The 23646-nt window shown below is 45.3% G+C and carries 20 protein-coding genes; 8 read left to right on the top strand and 12 right to left on the bottom strand.

All coding sequences use genetic code 11. From position 1 onward, the window contains the following. Positions 1-118: 118 nt before the first annotated feature. The 8 genes from RIB93_RS07085 to RIB93_RS07050 all read right to left on the bottom strand — a co-directional run bounded on the left by RIB93_RS07085 (position 119) and on the right by RIB93_RS07050 (position 9415). Positions 119-2644 (bottom strand): COR domain-containing protein, encoded by a 2526-nt coding sequence (locus tag RIB93_RS07085; RefSeq protein ID WP_446371627.1) that lies wholly within the window; start codon positions 2642-2644, stop codon positions 119-121. A 302-nt stretch (positions 2645-2946) separates the two neighbouring features. Then, positions 2947-3777, bottom strand: a complete 831-nt coding sequence (locus RIB93_RS07080; RefSeq protein ID WP_446371625.1) for a DUF3037 domain-containing protein — start codon at positions 3775-3777, stop codon at positions 2947-2949. 25 nt (positions 3778-3802) lie between these two features. Beyond that, positions 3803-3988, bottom strand: coding sequence for a hypothetical protein (locus RIB93_RS07075; RefSeq protein WP_446371623.1), 186 nt, complete (start codon positions 3986-3988; stop codon positions 3803-3805). Between the two features lie 685 nt (positions 3989-4673). Beyond that, positions 4674-6323 (bottom strand): ABC transporter substrate-binding protein, encoded by a 1650-nt coding sequence (locus RIB93_RS07070; protein ID WP_446371639.1) that lies wholly within the window; start codon positions 6321-6323, stop codon positions 4674-4676. A gap of 261 nt (positions 6324-6584) precedes the next feature. Further along, positions 6585-7727 (bottom strand): AI-2E family transporter, encoded by a 1143-nt coding sequence (locus RIB93_RS07065; RefSeq protein ID WP_446371621.1) that lies wholly within the window; start codon positions 7725-7727, stop codon positions 6585-6587. Positions 7728-7801: 74 nt separating this feature from the next. Continuing rightward, positions 7802-8575 carry a uroporphyrinogen-III C-methyltransferase gene (cobA, locus tag RIB93_RS07060; RefSeq protein WP_446371619.1) on the bottom strand — a complete coding sequence of 258 codons (774 nt, stop codon included), beginning with the start codon at positions 8573-8575 and terminating at the stop codon, positions 7802-7804. A 278-nt stretch (positions 8576-8853) separates the two neighbouring features. After that, the gene (locus tag RIB93_RS07055; protein WP_446371617.1) at positions 8854-9150 is read right to left on the bottom strand and encodes a DUF2442 domain-containing protein; all 297 of its coding nucleotides are present in this window, start codon (positions 9148-9150) and stop codon (positions 8854-8856) included. 55 nt (positions 9151-9205) lie between these two features. Then, the gene (locus RIB93_RS07050; protein ID WP_446371615.1) at positions 9206-9415 is read right to left on the bottom strand and encodes a DUF4160 domain-containing protein; all 210 of its coding nucleotides are present in this window, start codon (positions 9413-9415) and stop codon (positions 9206-9208) included. Between the two features lie 67 nt (positions 9416-9482). On the opposite strand from RIB93_RS07050, the gene RIB93_RS07045 reads away from it, so the two are divergent. Next, positions 9483-9950 (top strand): CYTH domain-containing protein, encoded by a 468-nt coding sequence (locus RIB93_RS07045; RefSeq protein WP_446371613.1) that lies wholly within the window; start codon positions 9483-9485, stop codon positions 9948-9950. 52 nt (positions 9951-10002) lie between these two features. Here the strand turns inward: RIB93_RS07045 and RIB93_RS07040 are convergent, their stop codons facing one another. Then, the gene (locus tag RIB93_RS07040) at positions 10003-10884 is read right to left on the bottom strand and encodes an alpha/beta fold hydrolase (protein WP_446371610.1); all 882 of its coding nucleotides are present in this window, start codon (positions 10882-10884) and stop codon (positions 10003-10005) included. Between the two features lie 233 nt (positions 10885-11117). On the opposite strand from RIB93_RS07040, the gene RIB93_RS07035 reads away from it, so the two are divergent. Further along, positions 11118-14066 (top strand): GAF domain-containing sensor histidine kinase, encoded by a 2949-nt coding sequence (locus RIB93_RS07035; protein WP_446371608.1) that lies wholly within the window; start codon positions 11118-11120, stop codon positions 14064-14066. A gap of 227 nt (positions 14067-14293) precedes the next feature. Here the strand turns inward: RIB93_RS07035 and RIB93_RS07030 are convergent, their stop codons facing one another. The 3 genes from RIB93_RS07030 to RIB93_RS07020 form a co-directional block, all read right to left on the bottom strand. Continuing rightward, positions 14294-14779 (bottom strand): sterol desaturase family protein, encoded by a 486-nt coding sequence (locus RIB93_RS07030; RefSeq protein ID WP_446371606.1) that lies wholly within the window; start codon positions 14777-14779, stop codon positions 14294-14296. A gap of 331 nt (positions 14780-15110) precedes the next feature. Beyond that, the gene (locus RIB93_RS07025) at positions 15111-16451 is read right to left on the bottom strand and encodes an aromatic ring-hydroxylating dioxygenase subunit alpha (protein ID WP_446371604.1); all 1341 of its coding nucleotides are present in this window, start codon (positions 16449-16451) and stop codon (positions 15111-15113) included. A gap of 248 nt (positions 16452-16699) precedes the next feature. After that, positions 16700-17170 carry a DUF4079 domain-containing protein gene (locus tag RIB93_RS07020; RefSeq protein ID WP_446371602.1) on the bottom strand — a complete coding sequence of 157 codons (471 nt, stop codon included), beginning with the start codon at positions 17168-17170 and terminating at the stop codon, positions 16700-16702. A 130-nt stretch (positions 17171-17300) separates the two neighbouring features. On the opposite strand from RIB93_RS07020, the gene RIB93_RS07015 reads away from it, so the two are divergent. The 6 genes from RIB93_RS07015 (at position 17301) to glgB (ending at position 23484) form a co-directional block, all read left to right on the top strand. Beyond that, on the top strand, positions 17301-18770 hold the full coding sequence (locus RIB93_RS07015; protein ID WP_446371600.1) for an ankyrin repeat domain-containing protein: 1470 nt from the start codon (positions 17301-17303) through the stop codon (positions 18768-18770). Positions 18771-19107: 337 nt separating this feature from the next. Continuing rightward, positions 19108-19242, top strand: coding sequence for a hypothetical protein (locus RIB93_RS07010; protein WP_446371643.1), 135 nt, complete (start codon positions 19108-19110; stop codon positions 19240-19242). Between the two features lie 366 nt (positions 19243-19608). Further along, positions 19609-20346, top strand: coding sequence for a Uma2 family endonuclease (locus RIB93_RS07005; RefSeq protein ID WP_446371598.1), 738 nt, complete (start codon positions 19609-19611; stop codon positions 20344-20346). A gap of 59 nt (positions 20347-20405) precedes the next feature. After that, positions 20406-20666 carry a hypothetical protein gene (locus tag RIB93_RS07000; protein WP_446371596.1) on the top strand — a complete coding sequence of 87 codons (261 nt, stop codon included), beginning with the start codon at positions 20406-20408 and terminating at the stop codon, positions 20664-20666. Further along, positions 20653-20958 carry a tetratricopeptide repeat protein gene (locus RIB93_RS06995; protein WP_446371637.1) on the top strand — a complete coding sequence of 102 codons (306 nt, stop codon included), beginning with the start codon at positions 20653-20655 and terminating at the stop codon, positions 20956-20958. Before RIB93_RS07000 ends, RIB93_RS06995 begins: the two co-directional genes overlap by 14 nt. Positions 20959-21222: 264 nt before the next feature. Then, complete coding sequence (glgB, locus tag RIB93_RS06990; protein WP_446371594.1) at positions 21223-23484, top strand: 1,4-alpha-glucan branching protein GlgB; 2262 nt, start codon at positions 21223-21225, stop codon at positions 23482-23484. The last annotated feature ends 162 nt before the right edge of the window (positions 23485-23646 follow it).

The following is a 23646-nucleotide window of genomic DNA, read 5'->3' as shown; positions in this document are numbered from 1 at the left end:
GGTTTTGTAGTAGGCACTTTAGTGCCATAAGCGCTTGTATCGCTGACTACAAACTCTAAAGTCAGTACCCTTGGGATTCGATTTGATTTCGATTGTTCTAGATGGCGTGAAAAGTAAGTTAGAACTGCGGCATTTTTGACTGACGATTCTGATAATGTTTTTCACATAACCAAAGGTAGTCCCCGGTATAGGTTGGAAGTCGCTTCAATCCCAACTGTTGATGATGGGGGTCTTCCTCATGTAAGAAAGAATGTAACGCCAATATTCCCGAACGTTCCGCGTGAGAGAGTAAGCCATCTCCCATCCCGGCGGTTCCATCAATCAGGAGTTTATCTTCGCTGAGAATCGTATTGGTTAACTCCTTCATGATCTCTAATTGATATTGAATAGTACTGACTTTCATGAAGTCTTCGCCAAAAAAACTATTCGCGGCGGGTGCAGTAATCGGGGTTAAGGTTTTCAACACCCCCGCAATCAAATTAGCGTAGGGGGCGACTTTTTCCACCCACTCACGCGGCGCTTTAAACTCATAAACTCCCTTATCGATATCATGGACAGGATGCTGACAATTCGGTTCCTCACACCACAAATGTAGCCGATACCCTTTACTCGTCAACCGTCGCCAGTTCCCCTCCCTCGGTTCCAGGGTAAATAGTCGCGGTCCTCGTTTGGATTCGCTGGCGACGGCTTGCATAATCCCCATCACATAGTTGGCGATGCGGCTTTCAAATTCCTGGAGATTCTGCTGAATTTCGGTAAAGCCAAGCTCAACTTTAAGTTCAATCCGACTCAGTTGTTCTCTAGTATCTTCCTCTTCTAAACCGAAGAGTAAATCAATAATTTTGTGGCGGGTGCGACAAAACTGACAGCGATAGTGAGTATCTCCTTCTTCCAGAAACTGGCGTAATGCACCAATTTCAAACCGTCCCATACAGGCTTTACCCTGTTTCTTGGTTGGACAAGGAACAGCAAAATAATAACGACCTTCCAATCCGGGCCATGTATCAGAAATCAGCTTTTGTAGCGTTTGCTGAAGGATATTGGTAAAGTATTCGGGCCACACCGCCTCAGTATACAGATGAAGTTCGCGATCGCGCAATTCCAGCATCGCCTCACCATGGGTTTTATTCCGCAGGAACATCCCCTTTTGCCAATGTAATCGATGGGTTTTTCCATCGGCTTCATGGCGCTGATAGATATAGTCATGGGTGCGAACAATCATCCAGGGAATGAGTCCCGGTGGCGATTCTTCCATCACACAAACGGTAGCAATTCGACGCCGATTATTCGTAGGCTCTTCTTCGGGTAGCCAGGGGAGATGGGGACGAATTTGCGGGACGTGTTGTGCCACCAAACTGGCGGTTCCATCTTCTAAACGGTAGGAGACATCGTATTTTTCCATCAGTCGCAGGAAGAAGGGATACAATTCTGAGGGGTAGCGGGTTTTACCATCGGCTGGATTGTCCCACCATACCTCTAGTAAGCGATTATCCGATAAGATACCATCCATGTTTTGAGTTGTGCGGTCTTCTAGCACAAAACCAATAGCTTTAGTTAACCATTCCGGCTGTAATACGACATCATCCTGTAACCGTTCATCCTCACTGTAGTAAACGATATACCCTAAATCATGCATCAAGTCAGCCAAGGTTTTTGTAGCAATATCATTTAGACCATGAGTTGAACAGACTTGGGTAAATTCTGTGTAGGAAATCCGAGGTTGATTAATTGCTAAGAGTTCATCCCGTGACTCTCGCCACGCTTTATTGAGTACCACTCCCATTTGGTCAAAGTTTTGAGCGGTTTCAGCAATCAATTGTTTAAGTTGGGCAATACCCACCTTTTCCCCAGTAGCTGGGTCATCGACTAAACTATCGACTTCATGGAAGTCTACAATCATGTCACCAAAATCACGTTTTAGGACTGGTTTATCGATGCGGGCAATATGTTGACCAGATTGGGAATAGGTAGAAATAATAATTACACGCGCCTCATCACCAACTCGCAGTCGTAGCAGTCTTAGCCAGTCTTCCACTTGGCATTGCTGCACACCTCGACGCGGTTCCCAAACGAGTAAGTAGACGGAACGTTTACTAAAGAAAAATTGATGAGTGACGCGATAGACTTCCTGACCGCCAAAGTCCCAAGCATTCAGCTTAATTTCAATACCTTCTTTTTGAGGATGGGGTAGATGGAGCGCTTGAATGGCAATATCAACGCCATGAGTGGTTGCTTCATTGGTTTGAGGGTCTTTCCCGGTTAGTGCTTTCAGCAGGGTGGTTTTTCCTACGCCCCCTTCACCGACTAAGACTAATTTTGCTTCATAAAATTCTTCGCGTTGGTCGGGTTCTTGTATACTGTTTAAATAGGCTTTGAGTTCGTCTAGTCCGCTTTGATAGGCACTTTTGACGACAGGGTTAAGAGGATTATTGTCTAAATACAGCTCTTGCAGGTTAGTTAATTTACCGATACATTCCGGTATCTCTGTTATTTGATTTTCCCATAAATGCAATCTATTAAGGTTAGTTAATTTACCGATACATTCCGGTATCTCTGTAATACCTTTACCCGATAAATTCAGATTTGTTACTCCTTCACGGGCTGCCTTCTCAATAATTTCAATTAATTCTGCTCTATCCGTCATTCTATCTCGTCCTCACTCAAAGCCACCCGAAAAGGATTATGGCATCTCTTAACTTGGCACAACTCAAGCTAGTCTCTCGCAGCTTCCCACCTCTACCACCTTAACTGATAAATTCCGCAATGGGAATCTTTCCCGTTACCCGCCTGCGAGACTTTCCCAGCAGCGATGAGATCCAATTACCGAGTAAACTGTTCGGTTCGCCGGAATCTAGAAAACCTCTCTCCAAACCTCTCTCCTGCAAGGAGAGAGGCTTTGAATTCTCCTCCTTCCGTAGCAAAAAAACAAAGCATCCTTTTATTTTCTCATATAGGCTCCATCGTTGTATTATCTATAGGCTTAAGGTGATCCTTTACCCAAAGCTCAATGTTATCTTCTGTTAAAATATCTGCCCCTAAATCAGAATACATTGATGTTATGTCGTTATAATTTTTCTCAAGCCTTTTATAGGCAGAATTATTGGGATTAGGAGGTAGTGTCACAATCGCCAAAGGAAAATCAGGGTGACATTTTTTTACATCAGGATTTTTCCAATAAATTGAATCTCGAAGCGTTTCTTTGACTTGAACTTCAAATGAAATTCCTTGAGCGGCAAAATAAGGTTTTTCATTCGCAACGACAACATCAAATTTATGTTTGGTACGATAACCAGACAAGGGATAATTGCTTTTAACTAAGTCTTTGGCTGCATCTCCAAGAACATTCTTAATTTTCCTCCTAGTCACTTGCACAGCAAAAGCGCGATCGCGCGGCTTTGGCTCCTCCGGTGGCTCAAGTAAACAGGTATCGGCAATATCTGCTAAAAGGCTTTCTACATCGTCTAGAGAACCACGCGGTTCAGTCAAATTAATGCTATTAAACCAATTCTGAGCGACTCTGATTAAACGTTCCTGCTTGGAAGTCTCATTTGGCGAATCCCCCGGAAACAATAATCCATCAGCAGCCGCATCTTCCATGCGACTCGCGAAATCTTTGAGGAAATGAATATCTTCCATTCCAAAGCGTTTTACTCGTTCCCAATTGCTTAGAAACCGAACACAAACCCGATTATCATCAAAGGCAAGCACACCAATATTGATCCGCTCATCAGCAATCGGATTGGGAACGTATTGGACGATACTGTATCGACTAACCATTGCTTTTGCCTTATACTCAGAGGATTCACAGGAGTTCAAGTAACTCTTGTTGTCTTCTAATTAAGTATTCCACCATAGTAACCCGTTCTTCCATTGTAAACTGCCATTCCTGCGGAGGGACTGCCACCACGCGAATACTATTATTTTCAGTTACCCGCTCTAGCTTTTCGAGTGCTTCTTGGAGGTTGGACTTTAAACTAATCAGAGCCAATTATACCTGCGCGATCGCACTTCTTTTGATAACTACTATTCACTAGATACCACTTGGTTCTTTCTTTCTCCTTTACTACTGACATTTCCTCAGCTTGACTCAATGTCGTTTCGCCTCAATTTGTCAAGCTATGATAATTTAAACTATTTTTTCTCCCAGAACAGTTTAAATTTTCAAATCAGAGTCTCGTCTCAACAAAACGTCATAATTACTCGTTTTTCACCTGTTTTTGGGAAAAAGCTACGAAGTTTCAGGGGTTACAGCGATTGTGAGATGGTTGTGTGGTTTTCAGGTATACTATCTATGGTGTCTATTTTGTCGGCAAAACTAATTTTGACCCAGCTAAACCCCTTGAAGCTTCGTAGAACTTTGTATAATCTCCGATTCTTGTCTCACTGCCAATGTCTGCTTGGATGCATGTATTTTTTTTAAGTTTTGATAAAAATCATGACTAAGTATTGACAAAAACACAGAGGACACAGAAGGAATGATGCAGACAGAAGCCTGAATAGTGAGGGATACAGATTGACACAGAGAATTCAATAATTTCCTCAAAAATTTAATTATCTTTTTCGTTCAAGTTAATCTACAAGATTAATAGGGATTGAGTTAATTAAGGGTTTGTGGTCATAGCTCTACTTTTAATGGCGCTAAAGCGCAACTACAAGCGCAACTACAAGCGCAACTACAAATCTTTGCTTATTGTTTCAAAGGGTTCTGAACCCAAGGGACTGGGTGTCCACCCAGTAACGGTTTTGCGTTTGGCGAGTAAGGGTTGGGAGTGGACGATGGGTAATCGGACGGCTTCTTGGGCTAAAATTTCATCCACTTGGGCATAAATTTGAGTCCGTTCGCCTTGCTCATTTGTCGCCCTTCCTTGTTCTAAAAGCTGGAGAAGTTGCTCATTTTTCCAACCGCCTAAATCCTCGGTTGCGCCGGGACCAAAATGAGCATAGTAAAAGTTATCCGGATCACCATAATCCCCTGTCCATCCCAACATAAAAGCCTGAAATCCTGGTGATTTTCGCCGATCCTCTAAATAGGCTGCCCAATCTTTGGTTTGTAAGTTGACGTTAATTCCAATTGCACTTAATTCGGCGGCTAGAGCTTCCGCGATGGGTTTAGGTGTGGGAAAATAGGGACGACTGACGGGCATATACCACAAATCCAGGTCAAAGCCATCAGGATACCCTGCATCAGCAATCAGTTGTTTGGCTTGTTCAGGATTGTAGGGATAATTGATAATTTGCTCAGATTGATACTCTGAGAGAGAGGGTGGAGTAAAATGATTATCATGTTCACCCAATTCTCCCCAGAAAGCAGGGACGATTTCTGAGGAGTTAATAGCTTGCGCGATCGCACGACGGACTTCTACCTTAGAAAGAGGTTCATAGCTGGGATTTAGCGCCAAATAGCCGACGTTAAATGAGGGACGAAACACAGCATCTAAATTGGCATCATCTTCGATTTCTGGGAGTTGATCCGGGGCTAAATCCACAGTAAAATCAATCGTACCTGCTCGTAATTGTGCCAACCGTGCCGAGGGATCAGTAATGAAGCGAATCACCAACTGATCGAACTTGGGTAAATCCGGTTTCCAATAATTCGGATTCTTTTCTAGAACAACGCGATCGCCAGTCCGCCATTCTTTAAATATAAATGGTCCCGTACCCACTGCCAAAGACGCAGGCGTACCATAATTTGCCCCGGCTTGTTGAATCGCTTCAGGACTGGCAATGCCAAAATAACTCGAAGCTATCGCCGCCCCAAATGCGGCAAACGGTTGCTGGAGAATAAACTCAATCGTATTATCATCCGCGACAACAATATCTTGTAAAATTGAGTCCGGACTTCCCTGATACCCGCCAAACAAATTCGCCCAAATCTCGTAATTTTTCCCTGCATCCCGATAGCCAAACTCACTGTCGGGATTCCACCACCGTTCTACATTAAACCTTACCGCTTCGGCATTAAAATCGCTACCATCATGAAATTTAACATCATCGCGTAGCTTAAATGTCCAGGTTTTCCCATCCTCAGATACCGTCCACTCCGTCGCCAACCCAGGTTCTAACTCAGTGGTTCCCGGTTTAATACTCAGCAGCCTATTATAGATTTGATGCTGCACGACAAGAGAATTTCCGTCGGTAATATTTCCCGGTTCCAGGTTTACCGGTTGTCCACCGGAACCATAAACCAGCGTATCAGCCCGAATCGCGGGACTATCGCTAGTTTGGGTAGAAGAAGTATCACAATTCGCCAACCCTAACGCCAAAGCCAAGCCAACAATAACCAACAGAATTGACCGAATCAGCGATCGTTTAGGCGATGCGATCGCACCGATGTTCGTAGTCAGGGCTTTAGCCCTAGATCCGATGTTCGTAGTCAGGGCTTTAGCCCTAGATCCGATGAGATTGCTTGGGGTCAACTGGCGTGATCCAACTCAAGTAGTGGAATAAATATTACATTATTTTGGGCGCACGTCAATCATGCGTGTCAACTTAAGGTAAAAATAAGAACAGGTAGAGCTTTTTACCCTCATCCCCTAACCCCTTCTCCCATCAAGGGAGAAGGGGAACCGGATTATCTTGTTCCCCTACAGATCTTGAACCAACTCAGCCGCTGGATTCACACCTATATTCCGATCCTTTCTCGCCTTTCTTATCTCAAACAAAGCCTCTTTAATCACAACAGCCGTGGGTACCGCCACAATCACCCCCAATAATCCCCCCACCCGTACCCCAATTAACAGAGAAATAAACACCCAAAACGGATTTAATCCCGTAACACGACCAAAAATTCTCGGCGCTAATAAATTTTCCACAAGTTGCTGAAAAACCACCGCCACCGCTAATACCTGAACCCCTAAACCAATATCTCGCAAAGCCACAAGTAGCGTCACTAAAACTATCCCCACAGAACCGCCAAAAGGAACCAGTGCCATAACTCCAATCGTAAACCCAAATAACAACCCAAACGGAACCTTGAGTAAGACAAATAGCGAAATTAACCCCGACGCCATACAAGTTGCAATAATAATCTGTCCAATAAAGTAGTTTTGGAAGCTTAAGCGTAGGGTATTCGACGTCGATTTCTGGACTTTAGTGGGTAACCACTCAATTAAACTACGCCAGACTTCCCTACCATGCTGGAGTAAATAAAATGTTGAAATAATCGTTAATAATACATCCAAAACCTTGGTTACCGTAAACACCGCTAAATTTAGGGTCAGGTTCAAGGTTTGAGAGGCAATAACTTGCAGTTGTCCCTTCAAGCGGTCATTGATTTGAATAATTAAACCATCCAGGCTAATCGGTAAGTTTAAATCTTCCAACCTGTGATCCAACATTATCAACTGACGCCGCCCAGAATCGAACCATTCTGGTAAACGACTCACCAATTGTTGGGCTTGAGTAAGAACTAGGGGAAATAAGGTTACACCAATCGCGAACAACAGCAATAGGGCGACTAGAAATACGAATAACGCCGCTAGTCCTCGCTTAATGCCCAGGGTTTCTAACCAGCTTACCGGATAGTTCAACAGGAACGCTAACAGGGAAGCCGCCAATACCGTGACAAGTAGGGATTGAAAATAGGCGAAAATTTCCGAAAATGCCCATGCATTCAACACCGCCAAGGGTGCAGCCAAGGCGATTACCAATAATCGTGATGGGGGAGTGAGGGACTCCCACCAGCGCATTAATCTGTTTTTGGGTGTGGATGACCCAGAATTGACCATCTAAGTCGGTGAGGACAATTAAAGTTAACAGTGGTGATCGTCATTTGTTATTAACGATTTCTCACTCACTGATCCTAACTAAGAATTATAGGTTGGCAGTGGCTCAAAATTTGCTGTAGATTAATCACATCACCAATAACCGCGATCGCAGGGGCTTCAAATCCAGTGGTGTCCACTTGCTGCACAATGGTGTCCAGAGTTCCGATTAAGTGGTCTTGCTGTGGTGTGGTTCCCCAGCGAATTAAAGCCACCGGGGTGTCTGGAGAACGTCCCGCCGCGATAACTTGCGCCACGATATTGCCCAGATTATGCACCCCCATATAGATTACAATCGTTTCACTTCCCTGGGCGATCGCCTGCCAATTAACTTGAGGGCGATATTTACCGACAGATTCGTGACCGGTGACAAAGGTTACAGATGAACTATACTGGCGATGGGTCAAGGGAATCCCTACATAAGCAGGTGCGGCAATCCCCGACGTGATCCCCGGAACCACTTCCACCGATACACCCGCCCGAATTAAATCCTCCATTTCTTCCCCACCTCGCCCAAAAACAAAAGGATCACCCCCCTTAAGGCGCACGACAACGGCATTAGTTTTGGCTTTTTCAATCAGCAACTGTGTAGTTTGTTCCTGGAGTAAGGAATGACGCCCACGCCGTTTTCCGCCATTAATTTTTTCCGCCTTGGGGTTAATCATTGCCAAAATCGGCGCACTGACTAAAGCGTCGTAAATCACCACATCGGCATGTTCTAACAAGGTTTTACCTTTGAGGGTAAATAATCCAGGATCTCCAGGACCCGCGCCGATTAAATAGACTTTACCAAGATAGTTGGATTGATTCATGACCATTCAATAAAACCATTCATTTCAATTTGTAGTCCATACCCATTACAAGTCACACTCGTGTAGAATTGCCATATCTGCCATCTCTCTTCTCTCATCCTTCATGCCTATAATCTATGGGGACTTCCCAATTCATCTAGTTACTTAGGATACATAATACTAGCCGAAATGAGGTTTTTGCATTTAAATTATGCGATAGTAACATTTTTAACCGAATGTTGCCTGATAAATCATACCGGATTCGATATAACCCCAAGAGCGATCGCATTTTGTTTGATTTATTGACAGGAGTGCAATGGCGAAACACCCATGCTCTGGAGTTCGCCTTCTGCTACCGTTATGCCATTTTTCCAAAGCTCATACTCACTCAGATCGATATCTTCATTCCACACAATCCCGTAGCCCCCTTGCTCAACCTTAAAGTTCTTGAAAAATGCAGGTTGACGAAGTGGAGCAAACTGAGGATTTCCGAAAAGATGAATAATATCATATTTCTTAACTTCTTGATTCGTAAATTCGATCACCAAGGTGTGATCGTTAATGGCTTTTGCTTGGCAAATTTTTGGGTATTTCATACTAGCTATTTTTAGTCTACTTTAAAGGAGGTAGTTTACAAAACTCTTGAGTATTTCACATCTGTAAAAGATCTTGCTGATATAAATTTGCCCACTCTAGAACTAATTTCTGAGCGCGACTTGGTAAATCTCCTTCAATAATTTCCAATGATCCAATGCTCACTAAGGCATTGTACTCACCATAGATTGCATGAAAATGAGGCGGAGGGTGATCCCCAAAAAACACCTTAATCACAATTCCGTAGAACCGGGCAATCTCTGGCATAATTTATTCAATCATGATTATTGACTTACCCTAATTTTATCAAAGCCTGCGAGGTAACATTGCAGCCATGGCAATCGAAATTGAACGAAAATTTTTAGTTAAAGACGATCAATGGCGCACCCTGGGTCAAGGAATGCTCTATCGTCAAGGTTATATTGCTACCCAAAACCTGACGACGGTGCGCGTGCGTTTAGTCGGAGATCAGGGCTATTTGACCATTAAAGGGAAAACCGAGAGTTTTTCCAGAGTCGAGTACGAGTATCCTATTCCCGGATCAGATGCTCAAGAGATGCTAGAGACATTGTGCGATCGCCCCTTGATTGAAAAAACGCGCTATCGGATCGAGTGTCAGGGTTTAGTCTGGGAAGTGGATGAGTTTATGGGTGAGAATGAAGGATTGATTATTGCCGAAGTCGAACTGACTGATGAAAATCAAGTTTTAGATTTACCCGATTGGATTGGTCAAGAGGTGACGGGAGATCCTAAGTATTACAATGCTAATTTAGTTCGGCATCCATTTAAACAATGGTTATAAGATTGTAGAGACGTTGCATGCAACGTCTCTACAATGTTCTCTGTTCCCTTCCCTAACTAAATTGCTGTATATATTCTGCCGTTATTTCCGGCTTTTCCAGGTGCGGGACATGACCACAGTCATCAATCCATATTAGTTGAGAATTAGGAATAGCCGCTTCAAACTTGTGAGCATATTTTGTTCCCAAAATTCGGTCATCTTTTCCCCATAAAATCAACGTCGGCTGCTGAATTTGGGTAAGTTTTTGACCAAATGGCGGATATCCCCCACTTTTGGTAAATGAAATTAATGCCTGATGCCATCCCGGCATTTCTAGGTGAAGCGCAGCACAAAGTAAAGCATCAACAGAAACAAATGTGGGATCACAATAGGCGTTTTTACTAATATTTTGTCGCACCTGGGGACGGCGCAGAAACTCAACCGCCCAATAATCAAAGGGGGGAAACAACAATTTGCCAATGGGCGGGGGACTGGTGAAACCCGCACTATCCAGCAATACCAGCTTTTTCACCGCTTGGGGATAGGTTAAGGTGAAATCAATCGCCGCCGCCCCTCCCATCGACGCCCCAACTAGAATTACGGGGACTTCTATTTGGGTTTTCCAGAAATAATAAAGATGAGTGGTGATCGCGCTGGCGTTAAACGTGATCTCAGATATTCGATCGGTAAAGCCAAATCCCAATAAATCTACCGCCCATGTTTCCTGGTGTGCAGCTAATTTGGGAAACAGGCGGCGGAATTCAAAGATGGAACTATCAAAGCCATGTAATAACAGGATGGGTGTTCCCCCTTTTCCCTGGTGGACATAAGTGGTGGCAATGGGTTGGGGGTTCAGGGGTGTGAGAATATCTTGGCGTGCGATCGCCTGGGCAAGGGCAATTGAGGTAGACTCAGTAAGCTGCTGGGTTTGGGTGGGAAGGAAATTGGCAAACATGAAGTGAAAATGAGTTTTGACCCAACGCTCAGTTTAATCGGCGGGTTTAAGAACAAATACTGCCTATTATATCAAGGCTTGTTCAATATTGCACTCACCAATAGAAGTAATTTTCACTGAAATCTGACTCTGTTAGCATGTCTGGTTTTGATGACTAAGGCAATCGTGAATACAAACTGATACTCTAGGAAATGTTAATCTGAAGTGTGGTTTTGATTATCTCTGCACTTGCTATGTGTATCAGAACAATATACCACCTGATTGCCCAGAAGTTGAGACAAACGTTCCTGGCAACCCTGTTGATTATCCTCTTTGTTGTGCCAATTGCAGCAACGGTGGGGGTAGGAGGACATTTGCTTTTCAGCAATGAGCAACTTACCAATAAGGTGGCTTCTCAATTATTATCTCACGAAATTAGCGATCGCGCTAAGCCATCCCTCGCCATTGAATCAGCGACTTCTCATCTCAGTCCAATTAGTTTACCCAATCGACCAACAATACAACCCGATCCAGTCAACTCGAACATTATAAATTTTATCGGCAATTCCTCTAGTCATGTAATTTTAGCTAAAACCAACAAATTTTTCCAGCATAACGCTATTAACACGCGCACGACGATTATTTTATGTCTAGGACTATTCGTGACCACGACATGGATGATCCTTTTGATCACACGTTGGCTAAGGAAGTCAACCTCCCATTCGTTTAGCACAGTCCAAGAAAATAATCGTGCTAAGGACTTATTTGAATCGATATTTAATGAATCGGCTGATGCCATTTTTCTGGTCAATGCAGAAACGCTGGTAATTTCCGATTGCAATCGCCGCGCTGTGGAACTCTTTGAAGCCCAAAGTAAGCAAGAATTAATCAATACCAAAGGGTATCTTCTGCAAAAAAAAAGGTTTACGACCGGACAACTGCGTTCTATCGCCAATCAGGTTAAGCGCTACGGCTTTTGGCAGCAAGAGTTAGAATATGTGAGTAAAAAAGGTAACGTATTTTGGGGTAACTTGGCAATTCGACAAATTGATGTGGCAGGTCAGCCAATGCATCTGGTACGGGTGACCGATATTACCCCCCGCAAACAAGCCGAAGTAGCGCTACGGATTCGCCAACGCCAAGACGCCGCGATCGCGCAACTGGGTCAAGAGGCATTAATTGAGGCAGATTTATCACTCTTAATGGATTGGACAGTCACTCTAGTTTCCCAAACGTTGAACGTAGACTATTGCCAAATTCTGCAACGTTTACCCAATGGTGAGGAATTGCTTCTTGTAGCCGGATTCGGTTGGCAAGCGGGATTAGTGGGTCAAGCTAAAGTGAGTGCGGGAAAAGAATCTCAATTCGGTTATAGTTTGGTCTGTTGGGAACCAATTATTGTCACAGACTTACCCACAGAGACACGGTTTCAGGGTTCACCTTTATTCCAGGATCATGGGATTGTCAGTGGGATGAGTACGAGAATTCCCGGTCAAAATCAACCCTTTGGCATATTAGCGGTTCATACCACCCAAAAACGCCAATTCACCGATGATGATATTTACTTTTTGCAAGCCATTGCCAATATCATTGCCACAGCCATTGAACGCAAACGCACAGAGGAAGCCTTACGGGAGAGTGCGGTGCGGGAGAGGGCGATCGCGACAGTTTTGCAACGGATGCGTCAAACCCTAGATATTGACAAGATATTCACAGCGACAACAGAAGAATTGCGCCATGTCTTGAGGTGCGATCGCGTCGCCATCTATCGGTTCAATCCGGATTGGAGTGGCGAGTTTGTCGCCGAGTCTGTGGCGGATGGCTGGGTGACGTTAACCCTTGAACAGCAAAATAACCCTGATCTCAAAGCCGATGCTTTAGAAGAAGAACGTTGTACCCTCAAAAGCTTGGATGGCTCAGAAAACCTCTCGATTTCAAGTTTCCATCCCCAACTTTACCCGCCCTATTCTTGTCCAAACCCTAACATTACCAATCTCCAATCCGATAACTCGCTACAGGATACCTATCTAAAAGAAACGCGAGGCGGTGCTTACAGCCAAGGTGCAAGTTATCGAGTCGTCGAAGATATTTATAACGCTGGATTTACGGACTGTTATATCGAACTCCTTGAACAATTCCAAGCCCGATCCTACATTATTGCTCCCATATTTTGTGGTAAAAAACTTTGGGGATTACTCGCCACCTATCAAAACTCCAGTCCTCGCGCTTGGCGAGAATCAGAAATCAGTGTCGTGGTACAAATAGCCACTCAGTTTGGCGTCGCCGTACAGCAGGCTCAATTATTACAGAAGACTCAGGAACAAGCGTTAGATCTAGAACTCACTTTAAATCAACTCAAACGCACCCAAGCCCAATTGGTTCACAGCGAAAAAATGTCCAGTCTTGGGCAAATGGTTGCTGGTGTGGCACACGAAATCAACAATCCGGTTAGTTTTATTTACGGTAATTTGACTCCTGCTAAGGAATATGTTCAAGATTTAGTTCGTTTGATTCAAACTTATCAAAAGACCTACCCCACACCCACCGCAGAACTTCAACAACTGATTGAAGAAATTGATCTAGAGTTTCTGCTTGACGATTGGCAAAATTTGCTCAAATCTATGCAAATTGGCACCGATCGCATCCGTGCCATTGTTCTCTCGTTAAGAAACTTCTCCCGCTTGGATGAAAAAGAAATCAAGAAAGTTGATATTCATGAAGGTATTGATAATACCCTTTTAATTTTACAGCATCGATTCAAGGCAGCGGGTAATGCCCAAGGGATTCAGGTAATTAAACACTATACTCAACTCCCATTAGTCACCTGTTATGCCAGTCAATTAAATCAGGTATTTATGAATATCTTGAATAATGCGATCGATGCTTTGGAGGATCAACCGTCACCACGAATAATTACTATCTCTACTGAAGTCGATACTGGCAGCAAACAACCAACCACAGATGATGGACAACCGACAAGCGACTTTATTATTATCCGAATTGCCGACAATGGTTCGGGTATCAACGAAGATATTAAGCCAAAAATATTTGACCCATTTTTTACAACCAAGCCTGTTGGTAGTGGTACAGGGTTAGGATTATCGATTAGTCATCAGATTGTCGTCGAAAAACACCAAGGGCAAATCTATTGCACTTCGACTCTTGGACAAGGCACCGAATTTATTGTAAAAATTCCATTGTGATTGGTCATTCGTCATTTGTCATTCGTCATTTGTCGAATATTTCTTGCACTTTATCAGGGCGGGTTTTGCAGCCAACCTAGGGATAACAACCAATATTAGTCCCTAAACCCGCCCCTACTCTTCCCCATCTGACACACCGAGCGAAGTCGAGGTGTTCCCTATCTCCCCCTGCTTCCAGACGTAGCATGCTACGTCTCTACATTGCTTCCCCTGCTCCCCCTGCACCTTTACCGCCACCGCAGTTGTAAATACCCACGTTCAGGTTGCTGCAATTCCTCATCGGTGAGCCATTCAACAGGCTTATACGTCCCGAAAACCCGATCCCACCAATCGACAGCTAAACCAAAATTGTGATGCCACATTTGATACTTATGGTGAACATAGTGAACAGGCATTTTCATCCAGAAACACTTCGTTGGATTTTCGTGCTGTAGCTGATGAGCATAGGCAGAAAAGGCAGCATAAAAAAGTCCACCCAGAAACCAACCGAGTCCAACTTGCCATGAATATAAAAATAAGAGGCACATAACAATAAAGCTACCCCGCACATAATCCCGGAACTCCCACAGTACCCCCTGTCCTTCATTGCGGCGGTGATGATCGCGGTGACGTTCACCAATGCGGGCATTCGCGTGCATCAAGCGATGCATCCAATACTCCACGAAGGAAGCGAGGACAAATGCCAGAACAAAACAGATGATTGGGCTAATCAACTCTTTTTCCTCACACGTTCGACTAATTCATTAAGCGACAATTTGCTTATCAGTATATTATCGGTCATTTGTCATTCGTCATACTCGCTTTCATCGAGAAGCAAGCTACGTCTTATGTCTTTTGTTATACTCGCTTCCCGAAAAGCACTCTAATCGGGGCGGGTTTAGTTATATCAGGGTGACAAGCAAATGTTAATGGTAAAACCCGCCCCTACACACAGGGCGGGTTTTGCAGCCAAGCTAAGGATAACAACCAATATTAGTCCCTAAACCCGCCCCTACTCTCCCCCATCTGACACACCGAGCGAAGTCGAGGTGTTCCCTATCTCCCCTACCCCTGTGCTAAATTCCGGGGTGGAATCGTTCGCCCTTCATAGAATCGCCGTTCCAGCCTACCCAATCCGAACCAGCCGAAGCTAGCAATTAACGCGACTCCAGTAGAGACAATAGCGGCTACCGTTGCCGTTTTATCAAAAAATAGTGCTAATAATGGGATAATTGCCCAAGCCATTGCCCCTACAACCGCAACCCCTCTCCGAATCTGGCGAATTCTCACCAAGGCAGTGCTACAACTTTTACACTTAACCGTATGAGAGTGATACCGATCTAGTAACGTCTCCTGTGATAATCGTGGAGGTAGGGGTTGGTCGGGGAATGGGTCGGCATTGTACTGATTCACCCACTGGCGCAACTCAAACACAAACTGATCGGCTTTTGTGGGTAGGTAAAACGCTTTGCTGAACTTGGAACTCCCGCCTTTGGCAGCCAGGTAACGTTCCTGATAATGGAGAAAAATTTGGTCATCTTCCAGAATCCCATTCTGCCCAATGTGAGAGTACCAGCTCGGCGTGAGTTTAATAAAGAAACCGGGGAGTTTAGACGCAAATTTAAAAGGAAAGCGAGCAAATAGGCGACATTCTCCCTTGCGAATCGGCGTTGCGTACACCACCGTCATGGTTCTGCCAAATTGTTTGGAGGTGAGGTCATGCCACATTAATGTGGGGGCAATAAATGTGGTGTCTTGGCGTCCTAGGGTTCCTTTACGGGGTCCTTGTTCCCAAACCCCTTTAAACCCATGTTTCCCCGATTCGGTGACTTCTAGCTCAACCGGACTGGCATAGGCGCGATCGCTAACAGACCGATGATGGGTAAAGGGAACGTGGCTCACATCTAGCACGTTTTCCAGCAATGTTAAGGCATCGTAGGGTAAGTCCCGAAACGTATCGATACAAACCCATTCCTCCGGGGAATCATCTAAGGGTTCGACGATAGGAACTTTGACATTGGGCGCGTTTTCTGGGTTGCCGGGATAAACAAATAATAGCCCTTGACATTCAGTCGTGGGTAAGACGGTAACGCAGGCGCGTTGCGAGGTTTGGGCACTACTGTTTTCGGTTTGTTGAGGAATGCGATCGCACCTTCCTTCTCCGGTGAATGCCCAACCATGATAGGGACATTCCAGCAGTCCATCTTCAGCAATCCTACCTTGTGACAGAGGTGCGAGTCGATGGGGACATTGATCGTCAAAGACACGCCAGCGATCGGCAACCTTGTCCCACCAGATCACTAAATCTCGACCCAGCAGCGTGAATTGAGTAGGTTGAGACTGATCTAAATCCTTAAGGTAATGAACGGGATACCAGGCTTCTGTGTGATCGAAGGAATTGGTCATGGGTTAGGCAACAGGGTATTCTCAAAGGCTCTTTGTTTCATCATAAAAAATATATTCCGCTTCCCTCCCCTTGCAGGGGAGGGCTAGGGAGGGGTCATATCATGTCGCCCTCAAGAGTTAGGACACATAATTTATGTAGAGACGTTGCATGCAACGTCTCTACAATGGTGCCGAACGTCCTAATCGATGTGTCTATTGCTATATCATTCCCTTGTTTCGTCCCTTCTGCGCTGGAGCCTTTGGCGATATTACATTTTGCTGATAATCTTCTGCACAATCTGTATTCCCGTCACCGCTTGCCAGCCAAACAGTCCTAAAAGCGCCGCATTCAGGGCAATATGGCTATAACGTGCCCAATTATGCCCTTTTTGCATGAAGGGTGTCAGAGACGCTGAGGTGGCAATGATGGCAGTCATACTTAAGCCAACCAGCAAGTGGGGACCAAAAAATAATTTGCCATTGTTGATGTAGGTGACTGCCATTGCTCCGACGGTACTAATCACCATAAAGGCTAACAGGGCTGAACCAATTTGATGATGCTTAATATTGTATTTGCCCTTGACTAGCTCTTTTCGCAGTTCACCTTCTGCCGTTCTCGTCTGTTGAATTTTGATCCCCAGATACAGGGCATAAATGGCAGTTGCCAGCAAGAGCCACATCACTATAGGGTGAAAGAATTGGGAGTAAACTTTAATCGGTTCTGGGATGTCGAAGTTCATAAGCTTCTGGGAGCGATTTAATATACGTGACAAAAGTTAACATAGCATAGCTGCGGTTTCGTCTAAAGTCGGATCACGAAACTGCCTTGCCTCCCAAGAGGTAGATTTTCCCTGCAATTAGACAACAGCGATGATCCAAAACATTGATGGCTTACTGCTGAAAGCCGCCCAAAGTGGCAACTTGACCCAAATCAAAACCCTGTTGAGTCAGGGGGTGAATATCGATACAACTGATCGCGATGGTACAACGGCATTGATGATCGCGGCTCAACGGGGTTATACCGAAATCGTGCGATCGCTCATTGCCACAGGTGCTAATGTTAACCTGCCGCGAAAACGGTACAGGTTAACCGCCCTGATGCTAGCCGTCGCCGCGAATCAGGTGGATGCCGTGGAAACGCTAATTGCCGCAGGTGCTGATGTTAACGCCAAGAATGAAGATGGTAGCACGGCGCTGATGGTGGCGGCACATAAAGATCATCTCAAATTGGTGCAACGGTTATTAGATGCAGGTGCTGATGTCAATATTCAAGATAAAGATAACGATAACGCCCTGAAGCTAGCAGCGGAAAGTGGTCATATTCAAATTGTCAATAGCTTACTCGAAGCTGGGGCAGATGGCACACTCAGTTCAGAGGCATTGCTGCTGGCGGCGAGTGAGGGTCATACTCAGATGGTGAACCGATTGCTGGAGGGTGGGTTTGATGCCAATACTCGCAACGTTGATGGCAGAACCGCTCTCATCCAGGCGGCGGAGTTAGGCTATCTATCCATTATCCAGTCATTGTTAGCCCATGGTGCTGATGTCAATTTGCAAGATGAGGAGGGTGAAACCGCGCTGACGTTAGCGGCGGATCAAGGGCATACGTTGGTGGTTCAGGCTTTAGTCGCGGCTCTTTCGGATGTGAATCACCACAATCCCAGGGGGGGAACAGCGCTAATGGCGGCAGCAGCCGGGGGTCATTGTGACATTGTGAATGTATTACTGGAGGCGGGGGCAGAGATTAATCTCCAGGATGCGGATGGGGAGACAGCCTTACATTTAGCCTCGGTAGAAGGTCATGCTGCGGTTGTGGAGACGTTACTCCAGCGTAATGCTAACGTAGACCTGAAAAATAAGCTCGGTGACACCCCACTGATGCTAGCCGCTTTACATGGTCACACAGAGATTGCGATCGCGCTAGTGCAACATGGCGCTGACGTAAATGCCAGCAATCAAGGGGAAACCCCTCTCACCCTTGCCCTATCTCAGGGATATCCCGAAACGGTAACAGTATTGCTCAAAGCGGGGGCAAATGCCAATCTGACCGATATAAAAGGGAAAACCCTGTTAATGAAGGTAGCTGACCAAGGGGATAGTGAACTGATACGCTCATTATTAGCAGCCGGGGTTGATGTGAATCAGCGAGATAGTGCCGGGGCGACAGCCTTAATGTGGTCAGCCCATCGGGGTTATATCCCTGCTGTGAAATGTTTATTAGACGCAGGTGCAGATGTCACCCTCAAAAATCGGGGGGGCTATACGGCGATGATGATTGCTGAATTTAATGGGTATCCGGAAGTGGTGAGGGTTCTGAAAGCAGCAGGGGCGGCTGAGTAGAAAGGGATAGGGGAGATGGGGAACACCTCGACTTCTCTCGGTGTGTCAGATGGGGAAGAGTAGGGGCGGGTTTAGGGACTAATATTGGTTGTTATCCCTAGCTTGGCTGCAAAACCCGCCCTGTGTGATACTGCTGGTCAATTAACGGAGGGGTCTGACCCGCATTTCTCACAAGTTTTGGCATCTTAGTCCTTGAAACCTTTACCTGACATGATTGTAACCGGAGATGGAGACGTGCCGCTGTATCTAAAAGTCGATTCCGGAAATGTCGATGATAAAAGTGTATTTGTCGAAAGATTAAAAGAGTTTAAAAAACAGTGGACATTTTCGGGAATATATGTTATTGATTGTAGCCGGAGAGCTGATTCAGGAGGCAGAAATTGAGGCTGAACTTAAGAACAAAAAGCAAGCATTAGCAAGTTTATTTGCTCAGCGAATTTGTCAATATCTTGATCAGGTTGATTTGAAATAAGCGATGCCTCTACCCTTCTTACCTATCTACCTATTCAGTAGAGGAGAAATTAGCTTGCATTTCCTGTTCTTGAACAGATTGGCAAATTTGAACTGTGGCATCATGTTACTCAGGATGTGGTGTGGAGTAAACCCGTGAGTTCATCTGAGACTACGCTTTTGTAGTTTCAGCCAGGATTTTTTTAGGCTAAAGCCCTGGCTACAGACTTAACTGGGCAAGGCTACAATAGTACCATAGAATTGGCGAAATTTCTGAGCGCACGTCAGTAGGGCGCACGTCAGTGCGCCCCTACGTTATGGCATAAAAATAAATGAACTAACACGATTTTTTCTTCCTCAATTAACCCAACTCAATGGACTCAGTGATATGATCCAACAATTGCAAACTGACTCAGCCACCGATATTATCTACCCCGACAGCGATGGTCAACCTATGGCAGACAACACTAAACAATTTCGCTGGATTGTGACAGTTAAAGAAAATATAGAAATATTATTTGCGGCTAATGCTGATGTATTCGTAGCTGGCGATTTACTTTGGTATCCTGTTCAGGGAAAACCCAAAGCTTGCCAAGCCCCTGATGTGATGGTTGTCTTCGGTAGACCGAAAGGTGAAAGAGGTTCCTATCAGCAATGGCGAGAAGAGAATATTGTCCCCCAGGTTGTCTTTGAGATTCTCTCCCCAGGAAACCGTGCCAAAAAGATGGCAGAAAAACTCTTATTCTATCAACGTTACGGTGTTGAAGAATATTACATTTATGATCCAGATGACATCGAATTAACTGGCTTATTGCGGTCTGGAGAATGGTTAGACCCCATTGAAGATATGAATGGATGGGTAAGTCCACGATTAGGAATACGGTTTGAACTCACCCCTGATACCCTGGTCATTTATCGCCCCGATGGACAACGATTTCTGACCCCAGTTGAACTCGATCATCTCCGAGAACAGGAACGTCAACGGGCAGAAGAAGAACATCAACGGGCAGAAGAAGAACGTCAACGCGCCGAGGAAGCAATGGCTCAATTGGAACAAGAACAACAGCGCTATCAAGCGTTGATGGAGAAACTACGAGCTAGAGGAATTGACCCAGAACAATTGTAAGGAGGATCGTCAATCATGAGTCAAGTTTCTCTCCGCCAGAGTACGTTAGTTTAGCTAAGGTGATTCATCAAGGCTTAATCCGCTTAGAGGTTCAATCCATTGAGCGAGTCAAGGTGTATGGAAAACAGGTTAACGATGATATTACCGATTGGCATCAAGAATTTGAATTAGTCATTCCTATCCCTCCTAAAAAAAATCCTCCGGGAAGACTTAGCCACTTAATCCGAAAACTCTATACCCCGTTTAATCCAGTCAAACTTTCAGCACTCATAACCTTGACGGCTATTAGTTTAGTCAGCCTCAGTTATATCATATTATAAGGCTATTCAATATAACAAAAATTCAGGTATAATTTGGTACAATAGAGAAATTTTGTTAGGTAAATTGAAACAATACGAAGAAGCATTAGAGTCATACAACCAAGCTCTAAAAATTGACCCTTACGATAGTAGGGCATGGAATAATCGAGGTCTGGTCTTAGAAAGCTTGCAACGGCATGATGAAGCATTCAAATCCTATCAAAAAGCCACCGCGATCGCACAACGTACTACGCAAATTTCGTTTACTTTACAAACGATCGCCAAGCGCCGGAATTTGGAATGTCTCGGTTGAGGCTATGCTTTCCTTGAAAAGCTGTAAGCCATAATGGGTAAGGGTTTTGGCTTAAGTTGACACGGATACCCGCTTGCTCTAATCAACAACTGTGTCCACTCAATTGACTCGGGTCGCCTTTTACTTCGGTCAGGGCGGGTTTAGTCGCATCTTTTGTGAAACCGAAACAGTAGTGGTGAAACCCGCCCCTACACAAACACCAAATTGTCCCCTTGGAGAAATCTTGATTACTATTAAGTCTGGGAAGTTAAACAAGGTAACGCCATGACAATAACCATTTCCCCAGACCAAATTGATCGGATTGTGAGCAATCGACACCATGATCCGTTTGAAATACTTGGGTCTCATCCGGTGGAAGGGGAGGGTAAAACAAGCTGGGTTGTACGGGCTTACCTGCCTAAAGCCGACGCCGCTTGGGTGATTCGCCCCACCGAACGGGAAGAATACCCAATGCAGGCTGTCAGTCATCCTCATTTATTTGAATGTGAGATTGATATACCCGAGTTAGCCAACTATCAACTGCGGATTAAAGAAGGCGAGCATGAACGGGTAGTCTATGATCCCTACGCCTTTCGCTCTCCGCGTTTGACGGATTTTGATGCTCACCTATTTGCCGAAGGAAATCATCATCGCATTTACGAAAAATTAGGCGCTCACCCCACTGAATTTAATGGCGTCCAAGGGGTTCACTTTGCTGTATGGGCACCGAACGCCCGCAATGTCTCCGTTATCGGTGATTTCAATAACTGGGATGGACGCGAACATCAGATGCGCCAACTTGGAAACGGGATTTGGCAACTGTTTATCCCGGAAATTGGCATCGGAGAACACTATAAGTACGAAGTGAAAAACCACGTCGGACATATCTATCACAAGTCCGACCCCTACGGCTTTGAGCAAGAAATTAGACCCCAAACCGCGTCAATTGTCAATAGCCTAGACTACACTTGGCACGACGAAGACTGGCTAGAACGCCGTCGCCATACTGACCCCCAAGAGCAACCCATTTCTGTTTACGAGGTTCACTTGGGTTCATGGCTGCATGAGAGTGCCGAGACTCCGCCCGAATTCCCGGATGGGGAAACTCGCCCTGTGGTGAAAGTCTCCCAGAAACCCGAGGGACGCTTCCTCACCTATCGGGAATTAGCCGAACGCCTGATTCCTTATGTCAAAGAACTCGGCTTCACCCACGTCGAACTCCTCCCCGTTGCCGAACACCCTTATGATGGGTCTTGGGGGTATCAGGTTGCCGGATACTACACCTGCACCTCCCGCTATGGAACACCCCAAGATTTAATGTATTTCATCGACCAATGTCACCAAAATGATATTGGCGTGATTGTGGATTGGGTTCCCGGTCATTTTCCCAAAGACACTCACGGGTTAGCCTTCTTTGATGGCACGCATCTGTACGAACATGCTGATCCTCGCAAAGGGGAACATAAGGAATGGGGTACCCTAGTCTTCAACTATGCCCGTAACGAAGTTCGCAACTTTTTGGTTGCCAATGCCCTATTCTGGTTTGACCGCTATCATATTGACGGGATTCGCGTCGATGCGGTGGCGTCCATGTTATATCTGGACTACGATCGCAAAGACGGGGAATGGGTACCGAATCAGTACGGGGGTAACGAAAACCTAGAAGCCGCCGACTTTTTGCGCTATCTGAATTATCAGATATTCGGCTACTATCCCGGCATCCTCTCCATTGCCGAAGAATCCACCGCTTGGCCCCTCGTTTCTCGTCCCACTTACCTGGGTGGTTTAGGCTTCAGCTTCAAGTGGAACATGGGCTGGATGCACGATATGTTGGATTATTTTGCCAAAGATCCCCTGTATCGTCCCTACCACCAAAATAACGTCACCTTCAGCATCATGTACGCCTTCAGCGAAAACTTCATGCTGGCGCTATCCCATGATGAAGTCGTACATGGAAAAGGCAACCTGCTGAGTAAAATGCCGGGAGATGACTGGCAGCAATTTGCCAATCTCCGCTGCTTATACGCCTACATGTACACCCATCCCGGTAAGAAAACCCTATTTATGGGCATGGAATTTGGGCAACGGAATGAGTGGAATGCTTGGGCAGACTTAGATTGGGGCGCGTTGCAACATGCCCCCCACCAACAACTGAAGCGGTTTATGGCGGATTTAAATCACCTTTACCAAAGTGAACCCGCCCTCTATAGCCAAGACTTTTCTCATCAAGGGTTTGAGTGGATTGACTGTAACGATGCGGACAATAGTGTTGTCTCGTTTATTCGCAAAGCAAAAGACTCGGATGACTTTATCGTCACCGTCTGTAACTTTATCCCTCAACCCCATCCCAACTATTGGGTAGGTGTCCCCGAACCCGGTTTCTATGCTGAAATCTTGAACAGCGATGCTGGAGATTACGGCGGTAGCAATATGGGGAATATGGGCGGTCGCTGGACAGGGGAATGGTCTCACCCCCGGTGGTCTCATTACATTGATTTGTGCCTACCTCCCTTAGGCGTTTTGATTCTGAAATTGAAGTCACAATAGTTCATAGTTCATCGTTCATTGTGACAGCATCCCATTGCCCGTAAAAATAGGAAAAGTTCGCGAACATAATTAGCAGACAGTGGGCGCACAGCCATGCATCCTTACCCCAAAACCCTCTGCGCCCCTCTGCGCGAACCTCTGCGTCCCTCTGCGTTGAAAAAT

It is taken from the genome of Coleofasciculus sp. D1-CHI-01 (genome assembly GCF_040218875.1).
Lineage (GTDB): Bacteria > Cyanobacteriota > Cyanobacteriia > Cyanobacteriales > Coleofasciculaceae > Coleofasciculus.
Note: the sequence above shows the minus strand (reverse complement) of the source record. Positions and strands in the feature narration are given on the sequence as shown.